The organism is Variovorax sp. EL159, assembly GCF_900100965.1.
GTDB lineage: Bacteria > Pseudomonadota > Gammaproteobacteria > Burkholderiales > Burkholderiaceae_C > Variovorax.
On sequence record NZ_FMUJ01000003.1, the window covers coordinates 931,196 to 952,451 of the forward strand.

21 protein-coding genes and 1 riboswitch are annotated in these 21,256 nt (G+C 66.8%); of the genes, 9 read left to right on the forward strand and 12 right to left on the reverse strand.

The genetic code is table 11. The features are described from left to right. Window positions 1–98: 98 nt before the first annotated feature. Window positions 99–353, reverse strand: a riboswitch (cobalamin riboswitch). A 93-nt stretch (window positions 354–446) separates the two neighbouring features. After that, on the forward strand, window positions 447–2,165 hold the full coding sequence (locus BLQ28_RS16480; protein WP_093241322.1) for a ClcB-like voltage-gated chloride channel protein: 1,719 nt from the start codon (window positions 447–449) through the stop codon (window positions 2,163–2,165). A 27-nt stretch (window positions 2,166–2,192) separates the two neighbouring features. Here the strand turns inward: BLQ28_RS16480 and BLQ28_RS16485 are convergent, their stop codons facing one another. From BLQ28_RS16485 to BLQ28_RS16495, 3 genes are all read right to left on the reverse strand, one after another. Beyond that, a complete protein-coding gene (locus tag BLQ28_RS16485; protein ID WP_093241774.1) occupies window positions 2,193–2,708 on the reverse strand; it encodes a RidA family protein in 516 nt (171 codons plus the stop codon). Window positions 2,709–2,770: 62 nt separating this feature from the next. Next, a complete protein-coding gene (locus BLQ28_RS16490) occupies window positions 2,771–3,193 on the reverse strand; it encodes a c-type cytochrome (RefSeq protein ID WP_256327326.1) in 423 nt (140 codons plus the stop codon). 25 nt (window positions 3,194–3,218) lie between these two features. Continuing rightward, window positions 3,219–4,814: a flavin monoamine oxidase family protein gene (locus tag BLQ28_RS16495; RefSeq protein ID WP_218121938.1), complete on the reverse strand. Its 1,596-nt coding sequence runs from the start codon at window positions 4,812–4,814 to the stop codon at window positions 3,219–3,221. Window positions 4,815–4,950: 136 nt separating this feature from the next. On the opposite strand from BLQ28_RS16495, the gene BLQ28_RS16500 reads away from it, so the two are divergent. From BLQ28_RS16500 to BLQ28_RS16515, 4 genes are all read left to right on the forward strand, one after another. Further along, entirely contained in the window at window positions 4,951–5,175 is a 225-nt protein-coding gene (locus tag BLQ28_RS16500) for a DUF904 domain-containing protein (RefSeq protein ID WP_093241327.1), read from the forward strand. Next, a complete protein-coding gene (locus tag BLQ28_RS16505) occupies window positions 5,172–5,507 on the forward strand; it encodes a cell division protein ZapA (protein WP_093241330.1) in 336 nt (111 codons plus the stop codon). The genes BLQ28_RS16500 and BLQ28_RS16505 overlap by 4 nt, the downstream gene beginning before the upstream one ends. Window positions 5,508–5,785: 278 nt before the next feature. Further along, window positions 5,786–6,613, forward strand: a complete 828-nt coding sequence (locus BLQ28_RS16510; RefSeq protein ID WP_093241332.1) for a sulfite exporter TauE/SafE family protein — start codon at window positions 5,786–5,788, stop codon at window positions 6,611–6,613. 65 nt (window positions 6,614–6,678) lie between these two features. Further along, window positions 6,679–7,104, forward strand: a complete 426-nt coding sequence (locus BLQ28_RS16515; RefSeq protein ID WP_093241335.1) for a universal stress protein — start codon at window positions 6,679–6,681, stop codon at window positions 7,102–7,104. A gap of 3 nt (window positions 7,105–7,107) precedes the next feature. On the opposite strand, the gene BLQ28_RS16520 is transcribed toward BLQ28_RS16515, so the two are convergent. Further along, window positions 7,108–8,070 (reverse strand): AraC-like ligand-binding domain-containing protein, encoded by a 963-nt coding sequence (locus tag BLQ28_RS16520; RefSeq protein ID WP_093241337.1) that lies wholly within the window; start codon window positions 8,068–8,070, stop codon window positions 7,108–7,110. Window positions 8,071–8,237: 167 nt separating this feature from the next. Here BLQ28_RS16520 and BLQ28_RS16525 point away from each other — a divergent pair, with 167 nt between their 5' ends. The 3 genes from BLQ28_RS16525 to BLQ28_RS16535 all read left to right on the forward strand — a co-directional run bounded on the left by BLQ28_RS16525 (window position 8,238) and on the right by BLQ28_RS16535 (window position 12,129). After that, window positions 8,238–9,272, forward strand: coding sequence for a carbon-nitrogen hydrolase family protein (locus BLQ28_RS16525; protein ID WP_093241340.1), 1,035 nt, complete (start codon window positions 8,238–8,240; stop codon window positions 9,270–9,272). A gap of 17 nt (window positions 9,273–9,289) precedes the next feature. Beyond that, complete coding sequence (locus tag BLQ28_RS16530) at window positions 9,290–10,351, forward strand: phenylacetaldoxime dehydratase family protein (RefSeq protein WP_093241342.1); 1,062 nt, start codon at window positions 9,290–9,292, stop codon at window positions 10,349–10,351. Between the two features lie 74 nt (window positions 10,352–10,425). Further along, window positions 10,426–12,129, forward strand: coding sequence for a serine hydrolase (locus BLQ28_RS16535; RefSeq protein ID WP_093241345.1), 1,704 nt, complete (start codon window positions 10,426–10,428; stop codon window positions 12,127–12,129). A gap of 394 nt (window positions 12,130–12,523) precedes the next feature. Here BLQ28_RS16535 and BLQ28_RS16540 read toward each other — a convergent pair whose 3' ends face one another. From BLQ28_RS16540 to BLQ28_RS16575, 8 genes are all read right to left on the reverse strand, one after another. Then, a complete protein-coding gene (locus BLQ28_RS16540) occupies window positions 12,524–14,059 on the reverse strand; it encodes a malonate--CoA ligase (protein ID WP_093241780.1) in 1,536 nt (511 codons plus the stop codon). A 26-nt stretch (window positions 14,060–14,085) separates the two neighbouring features. Further along, window positions 14,086–14,877, reverse strand: a complete 792-nt coding sequence (locus BLQ28_RS16545) for an enoyl-CoA hydratase/isomerase family protein (protein ID WP_093241347.1) — start codon at window positions 14,875–14,877, stop codon at window positions 14,086–14,088. Then, window positions 14,874–15,857, reverse strand: coding sequence for a Bug family tripartite tricarboxylate transporter substrate binding protein (locus BLQ28_RS16550; protein WP_093241350.1), 984 nt, complete (start codon window positions 15,855–15,857; stop codon window positions 14,874–14,876). The genes BLQ28_RS16545 and BLQ28_RS16550 overlap by 4 nt, the downstream gene beginning before the upstream one ends. Before the next feature lie 79 nt (window positions 15,858–15,936). Further along, on the reverse strand, window positions 15,937–17,403 hold the full coding sequence (locus BLQ28_RS16555) for a malonyl-CoA decarboxylase (protein ID WP_093241352.1): 1,467 nt from the start codon (window positions 17,401–17,403) through the stop codon (window positions 15,937–15,939). 52 nt (window positions 17,404–17,455) lie between these two features. Next, window positions 17,456–18,124, reverse strand: coding sequence for a GntR family transcriptional regulator (locus BLQ28_RS16560; protein WP_093241355.1), 669 nt, complete (start codon window positions 18,122–18,124; stop codon window positions 17,456–17,458). Between the two features lie 135 nt (window positions 18,125–18,259). Further along, on the reverse strand, window positions 18,260–19,087 hold the full coding sequence (gene lgt, locus BLQ28_RS16565) for a prolipoprotein diacylglyceryl transferase (RefSeq protein WP_093241358.1): 828 nt from the start codon (window positions 19,085–19,087) through the stop codon (window positions 18,260–18,262). Between the two features lie 57 nt (window positions 19,088–19,144). Beyond that, window positions 19,145–19,414 carry a hypothetical protein gene (locus tag BLQ28_RS16570; protein WP_093241360.1) on the reverse strand — a complete coding sequence of 90 codons (270 nt, stop codon included), beginning with the start codon at window positions 19,412–19,414 and terminating at the stop codon, window positions 19,145–19,147. A gap of 32 nt (window positions 19,415–19,446) precedes the next feature. Next, window positions 19,447–20,220, reverse strand: coding sequence for an SDR family oxidoreductase (locus BLQ28_RS16575; protein ID WP_093241363.1), 774 nt, complete (start codon window positions 20,218–20,220; stop codon window positions 19,447–19,449). Between the two features lie 129 nt (window positions 20,221–20,349). On the opposite strand from BLQ28_RS16575, the gene BLQ28_RS16580 reads away from it, so the two are divergent. Continuing rightward, window positions 20,350–21,252, forward strand: coding sequence for a LysR family transcriptional regulator (locus tag BLQ28_RS16580; protein WP_093241365.1), 903 nt, complete (start codon window positions 20,350–20,352; stop codon window positions 21,250–21,252). Window positions 21,253–21,256: the final 4 nt, after the last annotated feature.

Below are 21,256 nucleotides of genomic sequence, written 5' to 3' on the forward strand. Positions count from 1 at the left end.
TGAGCCGGACGAACATCAATGCCCCTTGCCGGCCTCCCCGCCGGCGCCTGGGCGCCATGGCTGCCTGGTGCATCGATGATGCGATTCATCGTCATGCATGCGGCAGCCGCCTCGTTGGCCGGTATCCGGGCTGGCAGAACGGCCCCTCGCCGCCTTCCCAGGCGCCTGTTTCAGGGCGCCCAGTGGCTGGATGGAAAGGGGTTGGCGCCTTGCGGCGCCGTCTGCTTGACCGTTGCGGGGGCAGCGCAGGTGGCTTGGGCCTTGGGTCCCGTGTTCGGGGGCTTCCACTCCTGCTTCCCGTTGAACTGCGCCGTGTGAACCACGCCGCGAGCACCAACGGGCGGGATTTTAGGCCCTGCCACCGCCCGTTTAAGTCGAAAGTTGCGCCCCGCTAACATCGACGCCATGGACTGTTGCGTTTTGAAGACCATGAAACGGGCATCGGCATGATGCGGCCGGCTTCGCTTTTTCTGAGTCTTCGTTCGGCGCTGCAGCGGCTCTTCGGCGTCTCGGGCTGGCAGTCGATGCTGCTGTGGTCCATCGTGGCCGGGCTGCTCGGTGCGCTGGCCACCGAACTTTTTCGTGCCGCGCTGTATGCCTTCGAGCATCTGGTGCTCGGCCCCGGCGAAGGCCTCGTGGCCATGGCGCGCCATCTGCCGTGGTGGGCGCGCATCGCCTGCCCCACCCTCGGCGGGCTGGTGGCCGGCGGGCTGCTGGTACTGGCCAAACGCGTGACGGTACAAAGCGCCACCTCCGACTACATGGAAGCCATCGTGCTCGGCGACGGGCGCATTCCGGTCGCGCAGACGCTGGTGCGCAGCGCGTCGTCGCTGGTAAGCATCGGCAGCGGCGGCTCCATCGGGCGCGAAGGCTCCATGGTGCAGCTCGCGGCGCTGGCCGCCTCGCTGCTGGGCCGGGTGTTCCGCTTTCCGGTCGAGCGGCTGCGCCTGCTGGTGGCCTGCGGTGCGGCGGCCGGCCTGACCGCCGCTTACAACGCACCGATCGCCGGCGCCTTCTTCGTCGCCGAGATCGTGCTCGGCTCCATCGCGATGGAAAGCGTGGGGCCGATCATCATTGCCTCGGTGGTCGCCAACGTGGCCATGCGCGCGCTGCCGGGCTACCAGCCGCCCTACCTGATGCCGGTGTTTCCCGAGATCCACGGCACCGAGGTCGTGCTGTTCGCGCTGTTGGGCGTGCTGCTCGGCTTTGTCTCGGTCGGCTTCCTGCGGGCGCTGCATGGCAGCCGCGCGTTGTTTGCGAAGTTGCCGATCGCGCTGCCGTGGCGGCTGGCCCTGGGCGGGCTGGTGATGGGCGTGATTTCGGTGCCGCTGCCCGAGGTCTGGGGCAACGGCTACAGCGTGGTCAATGCAGTGCTGCACACGCCCTGGCCCTGGACGCTGATCGCGATGGTGCTCGTGGCCAAGGCCGTCGCCACGCTGGCCACGGCCGGCTCGGGCGCGGTGGGCGGCGTGTTCACGCCCGCGCTGTTCTTCGGTTGCATGATCGGCGCGCTGTTCGGGCTGGGCGTGCAGGCGTTGTGGCCGGCGGCAAGTTCAGCCCCGTTCGCCTACGCCATCGTCGGCATGGGCGCCTTTCTGGCGGGCGCGACACAGGCGCCGCTGATGGCGATCCTGATGATCTTCGAGATGACGCTGAGCTACCAGGTGATGCTGCCGCTCATGGCCGCCAGTGTGATCGCGTATTTCGTGGCGCGCTCGGCCAACGCCGGTTCCATGTACGAGATCACCTTGCACCGCAATGCACAGCGCGATGCGCAATTGCGCCTGCGCGGGCTGCACATGCGCGATCTGGTGCAGCCCGCCGAAACCGTGGTCGGCCCGGACGCCGGCCGCGAAACGATGAGCCGGATCTTTCTGCAGCATCCAGTGAAGTACCTCTACGTGGTCGACACCGGCAACCGCTACCTCGGCGTGGTGCCGCTGGCCGCGCTTGGCACGGCGCCGTCGGAGACGACCGCGGCCGCATTGCTTTCGCAGACCATCCAGCCGATCACGGCCGACACCAGCCTCGGCGAGGCATTGCAGCGCTTTCTGGAGCACCGTGGCGAACGCTTGCCGGTGATCGAAAGCACCGAGCAACCCGTGCTGCTGGGCGTGGCCGCGAAGAGCGCGCTGCTCGCCACCTACGTGCGGCTGAGCGAGTAAGCAGCGCGCTGCGCCGTACTGCGCTGCTTACTTGGCCGGACGCACCGCCATCACCTCGATCTCGACCAGGTACGCCGGATTGGCGAGCGCCGCCACCTGCATCGCCGAGCGCACCGGCAGCCGGGGCTGCGCGGTGGTGCCGAAGAACTGGGTGTAGCCCTCCATGAAGCCGGCGAAGTCCATCTTGTTGTCCTTGGCCGGATCACCCACCAGGAACACCTGCATCTTCACCACATCGCCCATCGTGAGACCCAGGCCCGCAAGGCTTTTCTCGATGGCCTTGAGCACGCCGATGGTCTGGCCCTTGGTGTCGCCGCCATAGGCTGCGGCACTGTTCTTGGGCGCGGTCGCGTCCTGCAGGGGCGGCACCTGGCCCGAGAGGTAGACGCTGGTGAACGACGATGGAATTTCCACCGCCGCCGAAATCGGAAAGGACGAATTCGGAATGCGATGGCGAATGATTTCGTCGGCCGCGTGGGCGGCACCGGTGCCGGCTGCGAACAGTGCGGCGACGAGCGCCAGCTTCTTCGTGATGGAGGTCATGGTCATGTGTGTTGTCTCTCTACAGGGATGAAAGGAAGGGTCTGCCGGATATGGGAGCCAGGTCAAGGCCGCAGCTTCTTGACGTTCTCCGCCGCGATGGCGTCGGGGTACTGGTTGCCGAAATGGGTACGCGCGTACGCGACCACCGAAGCGATCTGCTCGTCGCTCAGCATCTTGCCGAAAGCGGGCATGCCCTTCTGCCCGTTGATCACCACGTAGAGCGGATATTCAGGGCTCGCGAGCCGCGGGTTCGAGGCAAGTGCCGGGTACGCACCAGCCCCTTTCGCGCCCTGCCCTTGGGCCATGTGGCAACCCTGGCAGGTGGCACGGTAGATCGACTCACCCGAGCTTTCCTGGAAGCGGGGGCCGACGGAGAACGCAGGCTCGGGCGATTGCGCGAATGCAGCCGGGCCGGTCACCGAGGCCAGTGCGCCGAACGAAAGGCCGAGCAGCGCGCGCTTGAAGGTCGTGATGTCGTGGTTCATGGTGGGTGTGTCCTTCATGCGACGGTCAGGCCACGGCACGGGCGTGCAGCCGCTGGATGGCATCGAGCGACGAGAGCAGTGCGCCCTCTTGCCAGGCCGGAATGTAGGAAGCGTGTTCTCCCGCCAGCGCAATGCGGCCATCGACCTGGCACAGGTTCTTGTAGTGCTTCTGCCGTGTCTCGTCGGTCCACATGCCATAGCAGCCGTGCGAGCCCGGCACGCGGTGCCAGCCGACCGAGATGCCGTTGTCGAATTCGCGCGCGTACTGCGGGTGCAGTTGCGTGCCGAACTCGACCGCGCGGCGCACGCGCTCCTCGGGCGCCATGGCGGTGAATTCGTAGGAGTTCGGGCCATCGAACACATAGGCGCCGAGCACCACCGACTTGCCCTTGGCGCCATAGCGCGTCGAGGGGTACGAGATGCGCGAGATCGGCAGGTCGGTATAGCTGATGCCGCCGTAGATGTGCTCGTCTTCTTCCCAGAAGCGGCGCTTGAACTGCAGGCCCACCTTGACCGATGCGCCGTAGGGCACGGCGTTGATGGCCTCCTGCATCGGAGTGCTGACCTGGATGTCGATCTGGCTCAGCACCGACAGCGGAATGGTGCACAGGCACCAGTCGGCCTTGGCCTGCGTGACCGCGCCGCCCTTGGACGCGTCGGTGTAGGTGACGGTCACGCCGCGGTCGTTCTGCTCGATCTTCGTGACCTTGGCGCCGTAGCGGATCAGGCTGCCGACTTCTTTCTGGAAGGCCTTGGCGATCATGTCCATGCCACCCACGGGCTGGAAGATCGCGCTCTGGAATTCGTAGTCTTGCCCGCTCGCGATGTAGCGCCAGAGATTCGATTGCAGCAGCTCGCTCATGTCGAGCGGCTTCGATGGCGTGGCCAGCGGCATGAGGCCGCCGCCCGCATCGACTTCGTAGCCACGGCGGTCGCTGCTGATGGGGCCTTCGCGATAACGGAATTGCGTGTCGAGCGCGCCCCAGCGGCGCAGGCCTTCGAGCAGTTTTTCCTTGTCTTCTTTCGTGAGTGCTGCATCGAGGTTGCCTTGCGTGGCGGCCTTGCCGAGCAACTCGGCGACATAGCCCTGGTAGTCGGCCTGCACGTGGCGATAACGCTGCGGCTTGCCGCCATAGGCCTTGCTCGAATGCACCAGCGCGTTGTAGTTGACCTGGACGAAAGGCTCCAGCGCCACGCCCAGGCGCTTGCAGTAGCCGAGCACTGCATGGTGGTGATAAGGAATGCGCCACGGCCCCGGATTGAAGTACTCGCCCTTGGCAAAGCCGCACTGCTGCACCGCGCCGCCGAGCTCTGTGAAGATGTCGCCGCCGCGCAGCGTCCAGCAGCGGCCACCGGCGCGGTTGCTGAATTCAAGGACCTTGACCGAGTAGCCCGCGTTGCGCAACTCGAGCGCGGCGGCCATGCCGGCCAGCCCCGCACCAAGAACCAGCACCGACGCACCCTTCCTTGCGCCATCGAGCTTCGGTGGCCCGTTGTAGTTGGACTCGGCGGCAAAGCCCAGCGAGGTCATCGCCTGGTACATCGCGCCGCCTCCGGCGGTCTTGCCGATGAGGGAGAGCAGGTCGCGCCGACTGAATAAAGTGTTGTTCTTCGTGGTCATTGACTGGCTGTGGGAGTTTGAAAGGCAACTGGAAGGCAGCAGAATCCATGCCAAGCCCTAGGGTGAATCGACATTCAAACGGGGCCGCGCGCGCCATCGGCGGTACGGCCTCCCCGGGAAACTACAATCGCCAACCATGCCCGCCTCCAGCCCCATCGATCAGATCGCCGAGCGTGTTGAACGACTGCTTGTGCGTCATGAAGAGGTGCAGCGCACCAATGTGCTGCTGCAGGAACAGGTCGATGCGCTCACGCGTGAACGCGACGCCCTGAAGTCGCGGCTCGCCGCAGCCCGCACGCGCCTGGACGCCCTGCTCGAACGGCTGCCGGCCGAACCCCCATCCCAAGATTCCCCCGCATGAAGCAGATTGAAGTACAGATCATGGGCCAGAGCTATTTGCTCGGCTGTCCCGACGGCGGCGAATCGCAACTGCGCGATGCGGTCGAACGCGTGGACGCGGCCATGTGCAAGATCCGCGACGCGGGCAAGGTCAAGGCCCGCGACCGCATCGCGGTGCTGGCATCGCTGAACCTGGCGTTCGACCTCGCGGCGCAACAGGCCGCGGCGGCCGCAGCGCCGGCGGCGGTGCCCGCTGCCACGGCACCAGCCGAGACCGGCGAAGCCGACCCGAAGGCCGCGCAACTCATTCAAAGACTCGATCAGGCGCTGGCCGGCGATGGACATTTGCTCTGAATGAGCGCGGCGGACACATACGAGGCGTAAAATCCACCTCGTCTGCAGACGTGTCGGGCTTAATATTTCCTTGTTCCAATGCTCTCCGGAGCCGGGCTTGGTACATCGCTTGACGGGCGTGATCATCTCGCGTCAGATGAACCCGAAGTCTTGCTGCCCTCGCCCACCTGAACCCTGGTTCAGGATGCGGGTCCGGCACACCATCTGCAGACACCTTTTCCCGCCACGGCCCCCTGCCTCACCGCACGGGGCCGTTGCTTTTTGAAGAGCCCTCCGCCGTGAACCTCGCCGCCCTGCTCGACCCTTTGTTGATTGCCGAACTCGCCGCGCTCGGGCTGGGCACGGGCTTTCTCGCGGGCCTGCTGGGCATCGGCGGCGGCATGATGATGGTGCCCTTCATCACGATCATCATGGGCCATCGCGGTGTGCCGGCCGACCTCGCGGTGAAGATGGCCATCGCGACGTCGATGGCGACGATCATCTTCACGTCGGTGTCGAGCGTGCGCGCGCACCACAAGCGCGGCGCGGTGCGCTGGGACATCGTGCAGCGCCTTGCACCCGGCATCGTGATCGGCAGTCTCGCGGGCAGCCTGGGCGTGTTCGCGCTGCTCAAGGGCACGGCACTGGCCATCGTCTTCGCGCTGTTCGTGGGCTTCTCGGCCACGCAGATGTTTCTCGACAAGAAGCCCAAGCCCACGCGGCAGATGCCGGGCACGGGCGGCCAGCTTGCAGCCGGCGGCGCCATCGGCTTCATCTCGGGCCTGGTGGGCGCTGGTGGCGGCTTCATCAGCGTGCCGTTCATGACATGGTGCAACGTAGCCATTCACAACGCGGTGGCCACCAGCGCGGCGCTCGGCTTTCCGATCGCGGTGGCCAATGTGCTTGGCTATGTCATCAGCGGCCACTCGGTGCAGGGCCTGCCGGCCGGCGCCTTCGGCTATATCTGGCTGCCCGCTCTGGCGGTGATCGCCGCGTGCAGCGTGTTCACCGCGCCGCTGGGCGCGAAGGCGGCGCACAGCCTGCCGGTGAAGAAGCTCAAGCGCGTGTTCGCCAGCATCCTCTACCTGCTGGCCGCCTACATGCTCTGGAAGGGGCTGCACGGCTGATTCAAGGCCCTTGTCGCCCAGGTGCGACTCCTGGCATTTCACAGGGGCAGGCGTATAAGGATTTCATGAAAATCCTCATCGCCGTCGATGGCAGCGCCTACACGCGCAAGGCACTCGATTACCTGTTCAGCCACCGCGCGATATTCGTGGACGGGCATCAGCTCGTGGTGGTGCATGTGTGCACCGGCGTCTCGGCCAATGTGGCCCGCCACCTCAGCAAGGAAGTGGTCGCGGGCTACTACGCCGAGGAAAGCGCCAAGGTGCTCGACCCGGTGAAGGCGCTGTTCGCCGAAAAGGGCTTGAGCAACTACACGATCGACTCGCGCCACGGCCATGCGGCCGAAGAAATCCTGAAGGCCGCGAACGACGCGCAGGCCGAACTGATGGTGCTCGGCACCCACGGCCACGGCATCTTCGGGCGTGCGCTCATGGGCTCGGTCTCCACCAAGGTGCTTTCCGAAACCGACATCACCGTGCTGCTGGTTCAGTAGGCCCTACTGCACCCGCTGCTGCCGCCACTCGCGCGGCGAGCAGCCGAAGCGCTCGCGGAACGCGCGGCTGAAATGCGCCGCATCGTTGAAGCCGCGCCCATACGCGATCTCCCCCACCGGCTTGCCTGCAAGACGCGGCTCCAGCAGGTCGCGGCTGCAGGCTTCGAGCCTGCGTTCCCAGATGTATTGCGCGGGCGTCAGCGGCTCGCTCTTGAAGACGCGATGTACATGGCTCGCCGACACCCCGAGCGACGCCGCGATGCTGCCCACCGACAGCGAGGGATCGGCCAGTTGCTCGTCGATGCACCGCTTCACGCGCGCGAGGTGGTACGCCGTGAGATTGCTCAGCGATGGCGCTCGCGCCACCGGCAGCGTCTGCAGGCCCGCCACGAGGATGCTCTGCACGCCGTTGGCGACGGCCAGCGCCGAGGCGGGCTGCAGCGTGTCGATGTCCTCCCGCAGCGTGCGGATCATGCCGAGCAGCAGATGCCCTGCGCCCTCCTTGCCCGACACCGTCGTGGCCGTCAGCGCCTCGGTGTCGCGCAGTTCGCTGCGCAGGCGCTCGCCGGGCAGCTTGAGCACGATCTGCTCGAACCTGTCGTCGAACAGCAGCTCGTAGGGCCGCGTGCTGTCGTACAGCGCGAAGTCGCCGGCCGAGAGCACCGCGTCGCGCCCGTCCTGCCGCACCACGCCCTGCCCCTGCGCCTGGATGCTCACCAGGAAATAGTCGTCGCCCGAGCGCGCGATGTGCCCGCTCGTGCGCCTGACCTTCTGCGCACTCGACTTGACCACCGACACGTCCAGGCTCGGCAGCGAGTGCTGGCGGATGCTGCCTTCGAAGCGGCCGATGTCGTCCGGCCGCACCGGGTCGCACCCGAGCTGCACGTAGACGTTGCAGATCATGTCGGTCCAATAGGCCAGGCGCTGGTCGCGCGCCACGGCATCGGTGCTGAGCAACTGGTTCATGGGGTTCCCCGGAAAGCGCGCGTGCAACGCTGGAACAAGAACGCCGCCAGTTCGGATCAAGGCGTTCCGCGGCGGCGAATCTACGCTTCAAGCAACCCGCATGCCACCGCGCAAACCCGCGCCGGGGCGTGCGAAGTTGTTTCATCCACCCCCTCGAGAGGCCCGCCATGCCCACCACCGTTCACCCCAAGCTCCGCGTTGCCGCCGTGCAGGCCGCGCCCGTGTTCCTCGACCTCGACGGCACCATCGACAAGACCATCGACCTCATGGCCCAGGCAGCCGGCCAGGGCGTGAAGCTCATCGCCTTTCCCGAGACCTGGGTGCCCGGCTACCCGTGGTGGATCTGGCTCGACTCGCCCGCCTGGGGCATGCAGTTCGTGCAGCGCTACCACGACAACTCGCTGGTGGTCGGCTCGGCCGAGTTCGACCGCATCAAGGACGCGGCGCGCAAGCACCGGATCTGGGTGTCGCTCGGCTACAGCGAGAAGGCTGCGGGCAGCCTCTACATCGCACAGGCGCTCATCGACGACCAGGGCAACACCGTGCAGACGCGCCGCAAGCTCAAGCCCACGCACGTGGAGCGCACCGTGTTCGGCGAAGGCGACGGCTCCGACCTCGCGGTGGCCGAGACGGCCATCGGCAACGTCGGATCGCTCTCGTGCTGGGAGCACCTGCAGCCGCTCAGCAAGTACGCGATGTATGCGCAGAACGAGCAGATCCACTGCGGCGCATGGCCCAGCTTCTCGCTTTACCGCGGCGCGGCCTATGCGCTCGGGCCGGAGGTCAACAACGCGGCGAGCCAGATCTACGCGGCCGAGGGCCAGTGCTTCGTGGTCGCGCCGTGTGCCACCGTCTCGCAGGCGATGAGCGAGCTGATGTGCACCGACCCGGCCAAGCAGCAGATGCTGCGCACCGGCGGCGGCTACGCGCGCATCTACGCACCCGACGGCTCGCCGCTCGGCACGCCGCTGGCCGAAGACCAGGAAGGCCTGGTGATCGCCGACATCGACCTGGGCATGATCTCGCTCGCCAAGGCGGCGGCCGACCCGAGCGGCCACTACTCGCGGCCCGACGTCACGCAGCTTCTGCTGAACAAGACGCGCCGCGAGCCCGTGGTGCTGCAGCGCACGCCCGAGCCCGAGAGCGGCGCCCCCGAAGCAGTGACAGCAGGCACCGAGCCGCGCCTGCAGCTCGCCGCCTGACCGCCCGGAGTCCCGCCATGGAATCCGCCATTGCCGAGCACCTGAGATGCCTCCGCACGCGACACCGCCGCGTCGAGGACGACTACACGCCGCCCTACCCCGTCTGGTCGGCCCGCGCGCCCACCTCGGTGACGCAGGTGGTGATGGGCCACTTCGGCGTGCAGTCGCGCGGTTCCGAGATGCAGGGCCGCGCCTGCGCCGCGCTGATGAAGATCGCACGCGACTTCGCCCTGCCCGACGGCCCGGGCCACCACGACCTGACGCACCACGTCGATGCCGACGGCTTCGACAACATGATCGCCATCGCCTACTGGAACGACGCCACAGCCTTCGCGCGCTGGAGGGCCACGCCCGCCGTCGACGCATGGTGGCGCTCCGACGAGCGGCTGAACGAAGGCCTCGGCTACTTCCGCGAAATCGCCTCGCCGCGCGTCGAGCACTTCGAGACCATGTTCAACACGCCTGACCGCTTCGAGGGCGTCGGCGTCGTCATGGGCGAGGTCAGCGGCGAGCTGCAGGAGCACGGCTACTGGGGGTCGATGCGCGACCGCATCCCGCTTTCGCAGACCGATGCGTTGTCGCCCTCAGGCACGCGCGCAGTAGTTGCCGGCACGCCCGCGCCGGGCCAGCGCGTGCGCATCGCAGGCCACGAGAACATCGCGATGATCCGCTCCGGCCAGGAATGGACCGACACCACCGGCCAGGAGCGCACGCTCTACCTCGAAGACATGGAACCGGTGCTGCGCGAAGGCATGGAGTTCCTGCGCGACCAGGGCCTGGGCATCGGCTGCTACAGCAACCGCTACATGCATCACCTCGACGCGAAGGGCACGCCGCTGCAGAAGTCCTTCGGCCTGAGCTACTGGCGTTCGCTCGCCGACATGGAACGCTGGGCCGAGTCGCACCCCACGCACGTCGCGATCTTCGGCAGCTTCATGCGCTACGTGCAGGCGCTGAACTTCCAGCTGCAACTGCGCGTGTACCACGAGGTGTCGGTGCTCAAGGCCGACGAGCAGAGCTATGAATACATCAACTGCCACGCGCGCAGCGGCCTCATGAACGGGCTGGCTGCCACATAGGAGAAATTCCACGCGCGGGATTGCCTTAGGATTCGCCCCCTGTTTCTCAAGGCCGCAAGGCAAGGACCCAGACCATGTGGAGCGAACTCGAAAGCCTCGTCGAAGCCTCGATGCAGGAATGGCAAGTCCCCGGCCTCGCGCTGGCGGTGATCCAGGACGGCGAGGTGGTGCTGCAGAAAGGCTACGGCGTGCGCGACACCGACACCGGCCTGCCCGTGACCACCGACACGCAGTTCCTGTTGTGCTCGATCACCAAGTCGTTCACCGCGGCGGGGCTTGGCCTGCTGGTCGACGAGCGCAAGCTCGACTGGGACCGGTCCGTGCGCGAGGTGATCCCCGAATTCCGCCTTCACGACGCGGTGGCGACCGGGCTGCTCACGGTGCGCGACCTGCTGTGCCACCACAGTGGCCTCCCGCGCCACGACTGGATCCACATGCCCGGCGACCTGAGCAACGCGCAGATGCTCGCGGCACTCAGGCATCTCGCGCCGAACAAGGACCTGCGCGACACCTTCCAGTACTCGAACCTGGGCTACCTCGTCGCGGGAATGATCACCGAGCGGATCAGCGGCCAGAGCTACGAAGAATTCACCACCGAGCGCCTGATGAAGCCGCTGGGCTTTCGCCACTTCGGCTTCTCCATCGAGGCGCTCGGCGCCGCCGAAGACGGTGCGCGCCCGCATGCGATGGACGGCGATGCGCGCTACCGTACGCCGCTGTCGCCCATTCGCGCAACGCCCGCCGGCGGCATCAACACCTCGGTCGCCGACCTGGCTAAGTGGGCGCGCTTTCTCCTCGACGGCAAGGCGGACGGCCGGCAGTTGCTTTCGGCGAAGTCGCTGCGCGAAATGACGACGCCGCGCGTGCACATGGGCCGCTCCGAACATGCCGAGATCGGCGATTCGCACTACGGCCTGGGCCTCTTCTGCGAGCAATACCGCGGCGAACGCACGATCGCGCATTCGGGCTCCTGGGCCGGCTGGAGCACGCTCATGACGATGCTGCCCGAACGCCGTGCGGGCGTGGTGGTGCTGACGAACCGCGCGCCGGGCGGCGCCACGCCCATCCTCACCTTCGCGGCGCTCGACCGCCTCTGCGGCCGCGAACCCGTCGACTGGTTCGGCAGGCTCGCGCCCAAGCGCAGGCAGGCCGTCGAACAGATCAAGCTCGACAAGAAGTCCAGAGCGGAGGTCCGCCACGGCGACACGCTGCCCAGCCACGCGCTGGACGACTATGCGGGCGACTACGAACACCCGGCCTACGGGCGCATCCGCATCGACAAGGAAGCCGACGGCCTCGCGTGGCGCTGGCGTGGCATCGCGGAGAAGCTCGCGCATCGCCACTACGATGTCTTCGTCACCCCCGACCGGCCGACGCTGATGCATCCCAGCGACCACACCGTCACCTTCCGCTACGACCGGCACGGCCACATCGACCGCCTCGAAATCCCGTTCGAGCAGATGGTGGACGACATCGTGTTCCGCCGCGTCGCGGCCGGCGACGTGCTCGACCCCGCGTTCCGCCGCCTGTGTGCTGGCGACTACCTGCACGCCGGCCGCGTGATAGAGATCCGTCTCGACGCGCGGGGCGAACTCGCCATGACGATCCCGGGCCAGCCGACCTATCGCCTGCTTCCGGCCGATGGACGCCGGTTCAAGGTCGATACGCTGGAAGGCTTCGGCGTGGAGTTCCGCCGAGCTTCACCGGATGCGGTGGACGCGCTGATCTTTCACGAGCCACGCGTCACTGCCATCGCGCCGAGAGTGGCCGGCACCTAGCCGGAACGCTGCGCCTATCGGCTCTTGGTGCAGAGCACGCGGCGCACCATGTCGTCGGCACTGCAGGCGCACCTGCCGCCCTGCGCTGCGGCGGCGCCTCGGGGGCGTACTGCGGCTGCAGCGCCCCCCTTTTGCTGTTCTCGATGTATTCGCGCGGAACGCACCCGCGCCCGAAACGGTGGGCATGCCGGCCTGGCATTGCGCAGCGGCAGAACCGGCCATGCAGAGCATCCGGACTGCAACGACCGCGCGCATGGCACGTTGGTTCATTGAGGTCCTCCCTTGCTTTTTTCGACGCGAGCAACTCTCCTCCTGCTGGCAACGGGGCCGTGCAGGCACCAGTGCCGAAAGTAATGCACCGGCACCTCACGGTGGCAACTTTCTCAGTGCGTCCCTAGGCGAACAACCCCTTGTGCTCGGCGCGCAGCAGCGCCTTCTGCACCTTGCCCATGGTGTTGCGCGGCAACTCGGGCACCACGAAGCAGCGCTTGGGAATCTTGAAGTTCGCAAGCTTCGCCTTGAGGTCGGCCACGATGGCTTCGGCATCGAGCGCGGCGCCGGCCTTCGCGATCACGATGGCCACGCCCACTTCGCCGAAGTCGGGATGCGGCACGCCAAACACGGCGCTTTCGGCCACGCCGGCCATCTCGTTGATGTAGCCCTCGATCTCGGCCGGGTAGACGTTGTAGCCCCCGCTGATGATCAGGTCCTTGCTGCGCCCAACGATGGTGATGTAGCCACGGCCATCGATCTTGCCCACGTCGCCGGTCTTGAAGAAGCCGTCGGCGGTGAATTCTTCCTTCGTCTTCTCGGGCATGCGCCAGTAGCCCGCGAACACGTTGGGGCCGCTGACTTCGATGTTGCCGATCTCGTCGGTGGTGCAGTCGCGTCCGCTGTCGTCGCGCACGCGCAGTTGCACGCCGGGCAAGGCAAAGCCGACGGTGCCGCCACGGCGCTCGCCCTGCGCGGGGTTGTAGGGATTGGACGTGAGCATGGCGGTCTCGCTCATGCCGTAGCGCTCGAGGATCGTGTGGCCGGTGCGCTCGCGCCATTCGTCGAAGGTCTCGATCAGCAGTGGTGCCGAGCCCGCGATGAACAGCCGCATGTTGCGCACCGCCTCGCGCGTGAGGCCCGCTTCGGCCAGCAGCCGCACATAGAGCGTGGGCACGCCCATGAATACGGTCGCCTCGGGCAGCTTCTGCACGATGCGCTTGGGATCGAACTTCGAGAACCACAGCATCTTGCTGCCGTTGAGCAGCGCGCCATGCAGCGCCACGAAGAGGCCGTGCACATGGAAGATGGGCAGCGCATGGATCAGCACGTCGCCTTCGGTCCAGCCCCAGTAGTCTTTCAGCACCTCGGCGTTCGACAGCAGGTTGCGGTGCGTGAGCATCGCGCCCTTGCTGCGGCCGGTGGTGCCGCTGGTGTAGAGGATCGCGGCCATGTCGTCGGGCTTGCGTTGCGCGACTTCGTGCCGGTCGCTGCATTGCGCGGCAACTTCAAGCAGCGTGCCGGTGCGGTCGTCGTCCAGCGTGAAGACGTGTTTGGTGCCGGCCGCGGTCGCGATGGGTCCGACCCACGCGGCATTGCGGCTGGTGCACACCACCACGGCAGGTTCGGCGTTGCCGATGAAGTACTCGATCTCGGCGCTCTGGTAGGCGGTGTTGAGCGGCAGGAACACATGGCCGGCGCGCAGCGTGGCAAGGTAGAGCAGCATCGCTTCGACCGACTTTTCGACCTGCACCGCGATGCGCGCGCCCTTCTCGAGCTTCAGCGCATCGAGCAGGTTGGCAATCATCGCGCTCGCGCGCTCGATGTCGCGCCACGAGTAGAAAAGACCGTTGTCGGTTTCGACGGCAATGCCGTCGAGGTCGGCGGGAAAGGCCGCGCGCAGGGCGGCGAACAGGTTGGCGTTGGCAGTCTTCTTCATCGCTTCGTCTTTGAACGGGTACTTCATCAGAAATTCGGTGTGCGCTTGGCAAGGAAGGCGGCAATGCCTTCGCGGTGCTCGGCGGAATCGGCGTAGTCGTAGGCGGTGGCCAGCAGGCTGTGGGCCGAGGGTGCGCCGGCCCGCAATGCGGCAAAGGTCTTCTTGTGCAGGCGCGCGGCCTGCGGCGCCAGCGCGGCAACGCGCGTGGCATGGGCCTGCACGGTGGCGGCGACTTCGTTGTCGGGCAGCACGTGCAGCAGAAAGCCCGCGTCGTACAGGCGCTGCGCACCATGCACGCCGGCGGCCAGCAGCATGTCGCGCGCGAGCACATCGCCGATGGCGCCATGCACCAGCGCAGCTTCGCGCGGGGCCATCGGAAAACCGAGCTTGGCGATCGGCGCGCCGAACCTGGCGGCGGCACCGGCCAGGCGGATGTCGCAGCAGCTCGCGATCTCGATGCCGGCGCCCATGCAGGCGCCTTCGATCTGCGCGATCAGCGGCAACGGGCAGTCGAGCATCGACTGCAGCGCGGCCCAGACTTCGTTCTCGTGGAACTCGCGCAGGCTGGGTTCTTCGAAGCGGAACGAGGGGTACTCGGAGATGTCGCCACCCGCGCAGAACGCACCGCCCTCGCCCCGCACGACGACGCAGCGCACGCTGCTGCCGGTGTCGTCGGCGCCGGCGCGAAGGCCGTCGAACACGGCCCGCAGTTCGCGCCACATCGCGCGCGTCATGGCATTGAGGCGCCCCGCGTTCGACAGCGTGACAACCGCGATGGCGCCTTCCTGGCGAAATAGAACGCTGCTTCCGACCGTCATTCGATCTTGGCGCCCGAGGCCTTCACCACCGCGGCCCAGCGCTTGATTTCGGCGTTCACGAAGCTGCCGTAGGCCGGCCCGGTCAGCGTCGGGATCTCGGAGCCGTTCTGCGCCCAGATGGCCTTGATGTCGTCGGCGGCCAGCACCTTCTGCATCTCGGCAACGATCTGCGGCTGCACGTCGGCCGGCGTGCGCTTGGGCGCCCACAGCCCGTACCAGGTGGTCACGGTGTAGTCGGGCAAGCCAACCTCGGCAGCGCACGGCACATCGGGAAAGGCAGGGTTGCGCTTGGCACCGGCCACCATCAGCGCCTTGATGCGGCCGCTCTTGATGTACTGCGCCGAAGAACCGAGGCCGTCGAACATCAGGTCGACGTTGCCCGCGATCAGGTCCGCCAGCGCCGGCCCGGCGCCACGGTAGGGAATGTGGGTGATGAAGGTGCCGGTCTGGATCTTGAACAGCTCGCCCGCCAGATGGTGCGAGGTGCCCGCGCCGGCCGAGCCGTAGTTCAGCTTGCCGGGATTGGCCTTGGCCAGCACGATCAGCTCCTTGATGTTGGTGGCGGCCACGCGGCGCGGATTGACCACCACCACCTGCGGCACGTTGGCCAGCAGCATCAGCGGCACGAAGTCTTTCTCGATGTCGTAGTCGAGCTTGGGGTAGACAGAAGGCGCAATGGCGTGGTGCACCGCGCCCATGAACAGCGAGTAGCCATCGGCCGACGCCTTCGAGGCCACGCTCGCGCCGAGCGTGCCGCCGGCGCCGCCACGGTTGTCGATGATGAGCGACTGGTTCGTCAGCCGCGAGAACTGGCCCGAGATCGGCCGCGCAAACGCGTCGGTGCCGCCGCCGGCCGGGAACGGCACGACCATCGTCACCGGCTTGGTCGGCCAGCCCTGCGCGCGCGCCGCGCCGCAAAGAACGGCCGCACCGGCGGCAGCCACGCGCAAGACGTCGCGGCGTTGAAAGCTTGGGTTCATTTGTCTCATCTCCTGTCGTTGTGGATTTTGCCGCCCGATGCGGCCGCCGATGTTTCTTGCATCGGCTTCTGGCGCCTTGTCAGCCTTTTTTGAAGAACAGGCTCTCGATATCTCCCGATACAGCCACCTTGCCATCCGCCAGCCAGGTGCGATGTTTGTCCAGACGCTTGAGGTCGTAGAGGTAATTGACCATGAGCCCGTACGACTGCTTCTGCCCCTTGGGCGACGGGTCGCCGGCCCAGTTCAGCCGCTCGACGCGTGCGCCGTTGCCCAAATGAAAACGCGCGACCGGGTCGGCCGGCGTGCCGTCGACGAGCGAACGGCCCAGGTATTCGGCGGCGGCCTGCAGCAGCCACTGGCGCAGCGGCGACTTCGCATCGAAGGTGGCGGCCGCATCGACGGCAGCCAACAGCCGTTCAGCGGTGGGCGGCAGCGAGCCGATGAGGCGGCCGATCTCGGCCTCGCGCTTTTCGTCGAGGCGGGGCAGCAGGTCGGCCACGTTCTTGGCCAGCCAGGTGCGAAAGCCCGGAATGGGCGACAGCGTGGCGAAGGTCTTCAGGCGCGGCAACTCGTCCTGCAGGGTCTCGACCACGCGCTTGATGAGCGAGTCGCCGAAGCTCACGCCGCGCAGGCCGTTCTGCGTGTTGCTGATCGAATAGAAGATCGCGGTGGTCGCCCTGGCGGGCGGCACGGGCACGGCGGCCTCATCGAGCAGCGGCACGATGCCGTCGCTGATGCGGTCGACCAGCGCCACTTCGACAAAGATCAGCGGCTCGTTCGGCAGGCGCGGATGAAAGAAGCCGTAGCAGCGGCGGTCGCTGTCGTCGAGCCGGTTCTTCACGTCGGACCAGCTCTTGATGTCGTGCACGGCCTCGTAGCGGATGAGCTTCTCGATCAGCGAGGCCGGCGAATCCCAGTCGATGCGGCGCAGTTCGAGAAAAGCCACGTCGAACCAGGTGGAGAACAGCTGCTCCAGCTCGGCGTCGAGCGCGAGCAGGCGCTTGTCGGCCTTCAGGCAAGGCAGCAGGTCGGCGCGCAGGTCGACCAGGAAGCGCATGCCCTCGGGCTCGACCGCGAAGCGCTGCAGCAGGCGCATGCGCGGCGACACGAGCGCGCGGCGCAGGCGCAGTTCGGCCTGCCCTTCATCGGGCGTGCCGACGGCGGCCTGGTGCTGGTCGCGCGCGGTCTTGAGCTTTTGCGCATCGGCGGCGAAATGCTCGCTCATCAGCGCCCAGTAGTCGCGGCGCTCTTCGGGCTGCGCGGCGGCGTAGGCCACGGCGATGGCGTGGGCACGGCGGCCGCCTTCGACCTCGCTCACGCGCGGATCGATCACGGCCTGCAGATCGGCCAGCACGCGGCGCAGCGCGCGCGGCGACAGCGCCTCGTCGGCCTTGCGTAGCGTGACCTGCAGACGCTCGGCGGTCGAACGCACGCTGGGCTTGGGCGCGTTCTTCGATGCGCTCTTCGCGGTGCTTTCGGGCGCCACGGGCACCTTGGACTTTTCGCCAGAACGCAGCCGCGCCTGGAACCATTCGGTCGCACTCATCGGGTCACTCCAATGCTGAGGGGGCCGGGCATGCCGTGGCGACGCTCGAGCGTCATGGCATCACCCTGGATTTCTGTTGCTGCATGACTTCGCGCAGCGCCTCGCGCTGGCGCGTCATGTGCGTGCGCATGGCGGCGTCGGCGCCTTCGCTGTCGCGCGCCTTGAGGGCCGCAAAAATGGCCAGGTGCTCGGACAGGCTCTGGTCGAGCCGGCCCGGCGCATGCAGCTGCTGCAGCCGCGCGAGCTTGAGGATCTTGCGCAGATCGCCGATCACCTGCGCCAGCCACTTGTTGTCGGCGAGCTTGATGATCGCCTCGTGAATGATGTGGTTGGTGGCGTAGTAGTCGTTGATGCGCCGCGCCTTGGCATGGCGCACCAGCCGTTCGTGCAGTGCGTCGAGCTCGTGCAACTCGACGTCGCTCGCGTTGCGGGCGGCTTCGTAGGCGCAGCGGCCTTCGAGCAGCGCGATGACGGGGAAGATTTCGTCAAGGTCGCGCTCGGTGACTTCGTTGACGAAGCAGCCGCGTCGCGGTTCGTGCCGCAACAGGCCTTCGGCGGTGAGCACCTTGAGCGCTTCGCGCAATGGCGTGCGGGAGATGGACAGGCGCTCGCACAGGGCCACCTCGTCCACGAAGCTGCCGGGGGCCAGCGTGCCGTCGAAGATCTGCTCGCGCAGGGTGGCCGCGACTTCGTCGTGCAGGGAGTTGGGAACCAGGCGCATGGGAATTCGAAGCGTTGACCTCGGGCGGCTCGGCGTAATTTCCTGTAATTACGCGTAATTGTGAGGACGGACACGACACCGCGCAAGTGCCCTGCCCCGCTTTCAGGGCAGGGATTTACCCTGCGAACTTCCTGCTCAGGCGCGAGCGGCGGTCGCGGCCTTGGCGCGGCCGAACCAGAACCACAGCGCAATGCCGGCGATCACCATCGGCACGCTGAGCCACTGCCCCTGGCTCAGGCTCAGTGCGCGCAGGCCAAGGAAATCGTCAGGCTCGCGGAAGTACTCGGCAAAGAAGCGCAGCGCGCCATAGCCGATCAGGAACACGGCCGCCACCTGCCCCTGCTTGCGCTCCTTGCGCGCGTAGAGCCACATGATCACGAACAGCAGCAGGCCTTCGAGCAGGAACTGGTAGATCTGCGAAGGGTGGCGCGGCAGCATCGAGCCGCTCTGCGGAAACACCATGCCCCATGGCAGCTCGGGATTGCTGAAGCGGCCCCAGAGTTCGCCGTTGATGAAGTTGCCCACGCGGCCAGCGGCCAGGCCGGTCGGCACGCACGGCGCGACGAAGTCCATCACCTGCCAGAACGGCCGCGCACGCGAATGCGAGAACCAGACCATCGCGCCGATCACACCCAGCATGCCGCCGTGGAAGCTCATGCCGCCCTGCCACACGTACAAAATTTCGAGCGGATGCGTCAGATAGAACTCGGGCTTGTAGAACAGGCAGTAGCCAAGCCGGCCACCGACGATGACGCCCATCACACCAAGAAAAAGAATGTCCTCGATGTCCTTGCGCTGCCATGCGCCGGCACCGACGAGCGAGCGGTACGGCTCATGTCGCAGCCGGCGCGTGCCGAGAAAGTAGAACAGCGCAAAGGCGGCCAGGTAGGTCAGGCCGTACCAGTGGATGGCCACCGGCCCCAGTTGCAGGGCGATGGGATTGATCTGCGGATACATGAGCATTCGCAGATTGTGCCCGCCCCGAATGTCGAGGCAGGCACGGGGACATTCAGGGCAATGTCAGCGCCCGAACTTCCACCACACGAGCCCCGCCACCACGGCCGGCACCGCGAAGATCAGCAGGAAGATCGGCAGTTCTTCGGCCACCGAATAGCCCGCCTTGATCACGCCCACGGCCATGTTGATGCCGGCACCAATGAACCATGCCGGAATGAACCACTTGGCCGCCGTGGCGAGCGCCAGCGCGGAGCCGTCGCCCATGAGGCGGCCAGCCAGCAGGAACACCACCAGCAGCACGAAGCCGCCGCCCATCACCAGGATCGTGTGCATGTCGCTTGTTCTCCAGGCGGGATGTTGCCGTGTCAGCGGGTCGTGTAGCCACCGTTGGCGAAGATGGTCTGGCCCGTGATCCACCAGCCTTCGGTGACGAGGAAGCGCACGATGGGTGCAATGTCCTCGATGTCGGTCAGGCCCTTCTTCGAGTACTTGCTCAGAGCCGCGGCGCTGCTGTGGTACTCGACGGCTTCCTTGCTTTCCTGGCCGTAGAAGAACGGCGTGTCCATGGGGCCGGGGCCGATCGCGTTGACCGAGATGCCACGCTCGCCGAACTCTTTCGATGCGGCACGCGTGAAGTGCTCCACCGCGGCCTTCGAGCCAGGATAGATCGCATAGAACGGCGTGTAGGCCGCCAGCAGCGAACTCACGATCGACACGATGCTGCCGCCCTCGGCCAGGGTGCGGCCGGCCTGCTGGATGAAGAAGAAGGCTGCCTTGGCGTTGGCATCGAAGCTCTTGTCGTAGTCGGCCTCGGTGACATCGAGGATCGGCTTCTTGATGACCACGCCGGCGGTGTTGATCGCGATGTCGACCTGCCCGAAGTGCTTGACGGCCTGGTCGAACAGCTTGACGTTGTTCTCCACCACCGACAGGTCGCCCTGCACCAGCAGCGTGTCGGCGCCCTTGGCCTTGAGCGATGCGGCGGTGGCTTCCGCGTCGGCGCGCGAGGCATCGCTGTTGTAGTGAATGGCGATGCCGCGGGCGCCGCCATCGACCAGTTGATGGCCGATGAGGGCACCGAGGTTCTTGCCACCGCCGGCGATGACGGCGACCTTGTTCTTGAGCGTGCGTGCGGACATGAATGGACTCCTTGAGGTGATGTGAATGTGTGACTGCGGGTTGCAGTCTATTGGTCGCCAATGCGCTGATAAATCATTGATCCAAGGCTAGACTGTTCAATAAATCACGAACAATCAGGCAAACAGCGAATGGACCGCATCGACCTCCTCCAGGTCTTCCTGCGCGTGGCCGAAACCGGCAGCTTCACGCGGGCCGCCGACCGGCTGGGCCTGCCGCGCGCCACCATCTCCACGGCCGTGCAGCAGCTCGAAACGCGGCTGGGCTCGCGGCTGCTTCACCGCACCACGCGGCGCGTGAGCCTCACGCCCGATGGCGAAGTGATGCTGGAGCGGGCCCGCGCGCTGGTCGCCGACATGGAAGACATCGAGCAGCAGTTCCTGCCCGCGCACGGCCATGTGAGCGGCCGGCTCAAGGTCGACGTGCCGAGCCGCATCGCGCGGCGGCTGATCGCACCGGCGTTGCCGGGCTTCTTCGAGCGCTTTCCGGGCATCGAGCTTGAACTCGGCTCCAGCGACCGCGCGGTGGACCTCGTGCTCGAAGGCGTCGATTGCGCGCTGCGCGTCGGGCCGCTGGCAAGCAGCAGCCTCGTCGCGCGGCCGCTCGGGCATTTCACGCTGATCAATTGCGCAAGCGCGGCCTACCTGGCGCAACACGGCACGCCGCGCACGCCCGCGGATCTGCCACAGCACCTCGCGATCAACTACGCCTCGCCAACCAGCGGCCGCGCGGCGCCCTGGGAATGGCAGCGCGACGGCGAAACCCACACCCTGCGCATGCGCAACCAGGTGACGACCAACAACGCCGAAACCTACATCGCCTGCGCGCTGGCGGGGCTGGGCCTGATCCAGATTCCCGCCTACGACGTGCGCGAGCACCTGGCCGCCAGTGAACTGGTCGAGGTGATGCCCGATGCACGTGCCGAGCCGCTGCCGGTGCATCTGGTGTACCCGCACCGGCGCAACCTGTCGCGCCGGATGCAGGCCTTCGCGGGCTGGCTCGAAACGCTGCTGGCCGATTCGCTCGGCGCCTGATCGA

Bases quoted from the DNA above. Each gene is read 5' to 3' on its own strand.
- BLQ28_RS16480 (WP_093241322.1), top strand. From the start codon at position 447: ATGATGCGGCCGGCTTCGCTTTTTCTGAGTCTTCGTTCGGCGCTGCAG.
- BLQ28_RS16485 (WP_093241774.1), bottom strand. From the start codon at position 2,708: ATGACCTCCATCACGAAGAAGCTGGCGCTCGTCGCCGCACTGTTCGCA.
- BLQ28_RS16490 (WP_256327326.1), bottom strand. From the start codon at position 3,193: ATGAACCACGACATCACGACCTTCAAGCGCGCGCTGCTCGGCCTTTCG.
- BLQ28_RS16495 (WP_218121938.1), bottom strand. From the start codon at position 4,814: ATGACCACGAAGAACAACACTTTATTCAGTCGGCGCGACCTGCTCTCC.
- BLQ28_RS16500 (WP_093241327.1), top strand. From the start codon at position 4,951: ATGCCCGCCTCCAGCCCCATCGATCAGATCGCCGAGCGTGTTGAACGA.
- BLQ28_RS16505 (WP_093241330.1), top strand. From the start codon at position 5,172: ATGAAGCAGATTGAAGTACAGATCATGGGCCAGAGCTATTTGCTCGGC.
- BLQ28_RS16515 (WP_093241335.1), top strand. From the start codon at position 6,679: ATGAAAATCCTCATCGCCGTCGATGGCAGCGCCTACACGCGCAAGGCA.
- BLQ28_RS16520 (WP_093241337.1), bottom strand. From the start codon at position 8,070: ATGAACCAGTTGCTCAGCACCGATGCCGTGGCGCGCGACCAGCGCCTG.
- BLQ28_RS16525 (WP_093241340.1), top strand. From the start codon at position 8,238: ATGCCCACCACCGTTCACCCCAAGCTCCGCGTTGCCGCCGTGCAGGCC.
- BLQ28_RS16530 (WP_093241342.1), top strand. From the start codon at position 9,290: ATGGAATCCGCCATTGCCGAGCACCTGAGATGCCTCCGCACGCGACAC.
- BLQ28_RS16535 (WP_093241345.1), top strand. From the start codon at position 10,426: ATGTGGAGCGAACTCGAAAGCCTCGTCGAAGCCTCGATGCAGGAATGG.
- BLQ28_RS16540 (WP_093241780.1), bottom strand. From the start codon at position 14,059: ATGAAGAAGACTGCCAACGCCAACCTGTTCGCCGCCCTGCGCGCGGCC.
- BLQ28_RS16545 (WP_093241347.1), bottom strand. From the start codon at position 14,877: ATGACGGTCGGAAGCAGCGTTCTATTTCGCCAGGAAGGCGCCATCGCG.
- BLQ28_RS16550 (WP_093241350.1), bottom strand. From the start codon at position 15,857: ATGAACCCAAGCTTTCAACGCCGCGACGTCTTGCGCGTGGCTGCCGCC.
- BLQ28_RS16555 (WP_093241352.1), bottom strand. From the start codon at position 17,403: ATGAGTGCGACCGAATGGTTCCAGGCGCGGCTGCGTTCTGGCGAAAAG.
- BLQ28_RS16560 (WP_093241355.1), bottom strand. From the start codon at position 18,124: ATGCGCCTGGTTCCCAACTCCCTGCACGACGAAGTCGCGGCCACCCTG.
- lgt (WP_093241358.1), bottom strand. From the start codon at position 19,087: ATGCTCATGTATCCGCAGATCAATCCCATCGCCCTGCAACTGGGGCCG.
- BLQ28_RS16570 (WP_093241360.1), bottom strand. From the start codon at position 19,414: ATGCACACGATCCTGGTGATGGGCGGCGGCTTCGTGCTGCTGGTGGTG.
- BLQ28_RS16575 (WP_093241363.1), bottom strand. From the start codon at position 20,220: ATGTCCGCACGCACGCTCAAGAACAAGGTCGCCGTCATCGCCGGCGGT.
- BLQ28_RS16580 (WP_093241365.1), top strand. From the start codon at position 20,350: ATGGACCGCATCGACCTCCTCCAGGTCTTCCTGCGCGTGGCCGAAACC.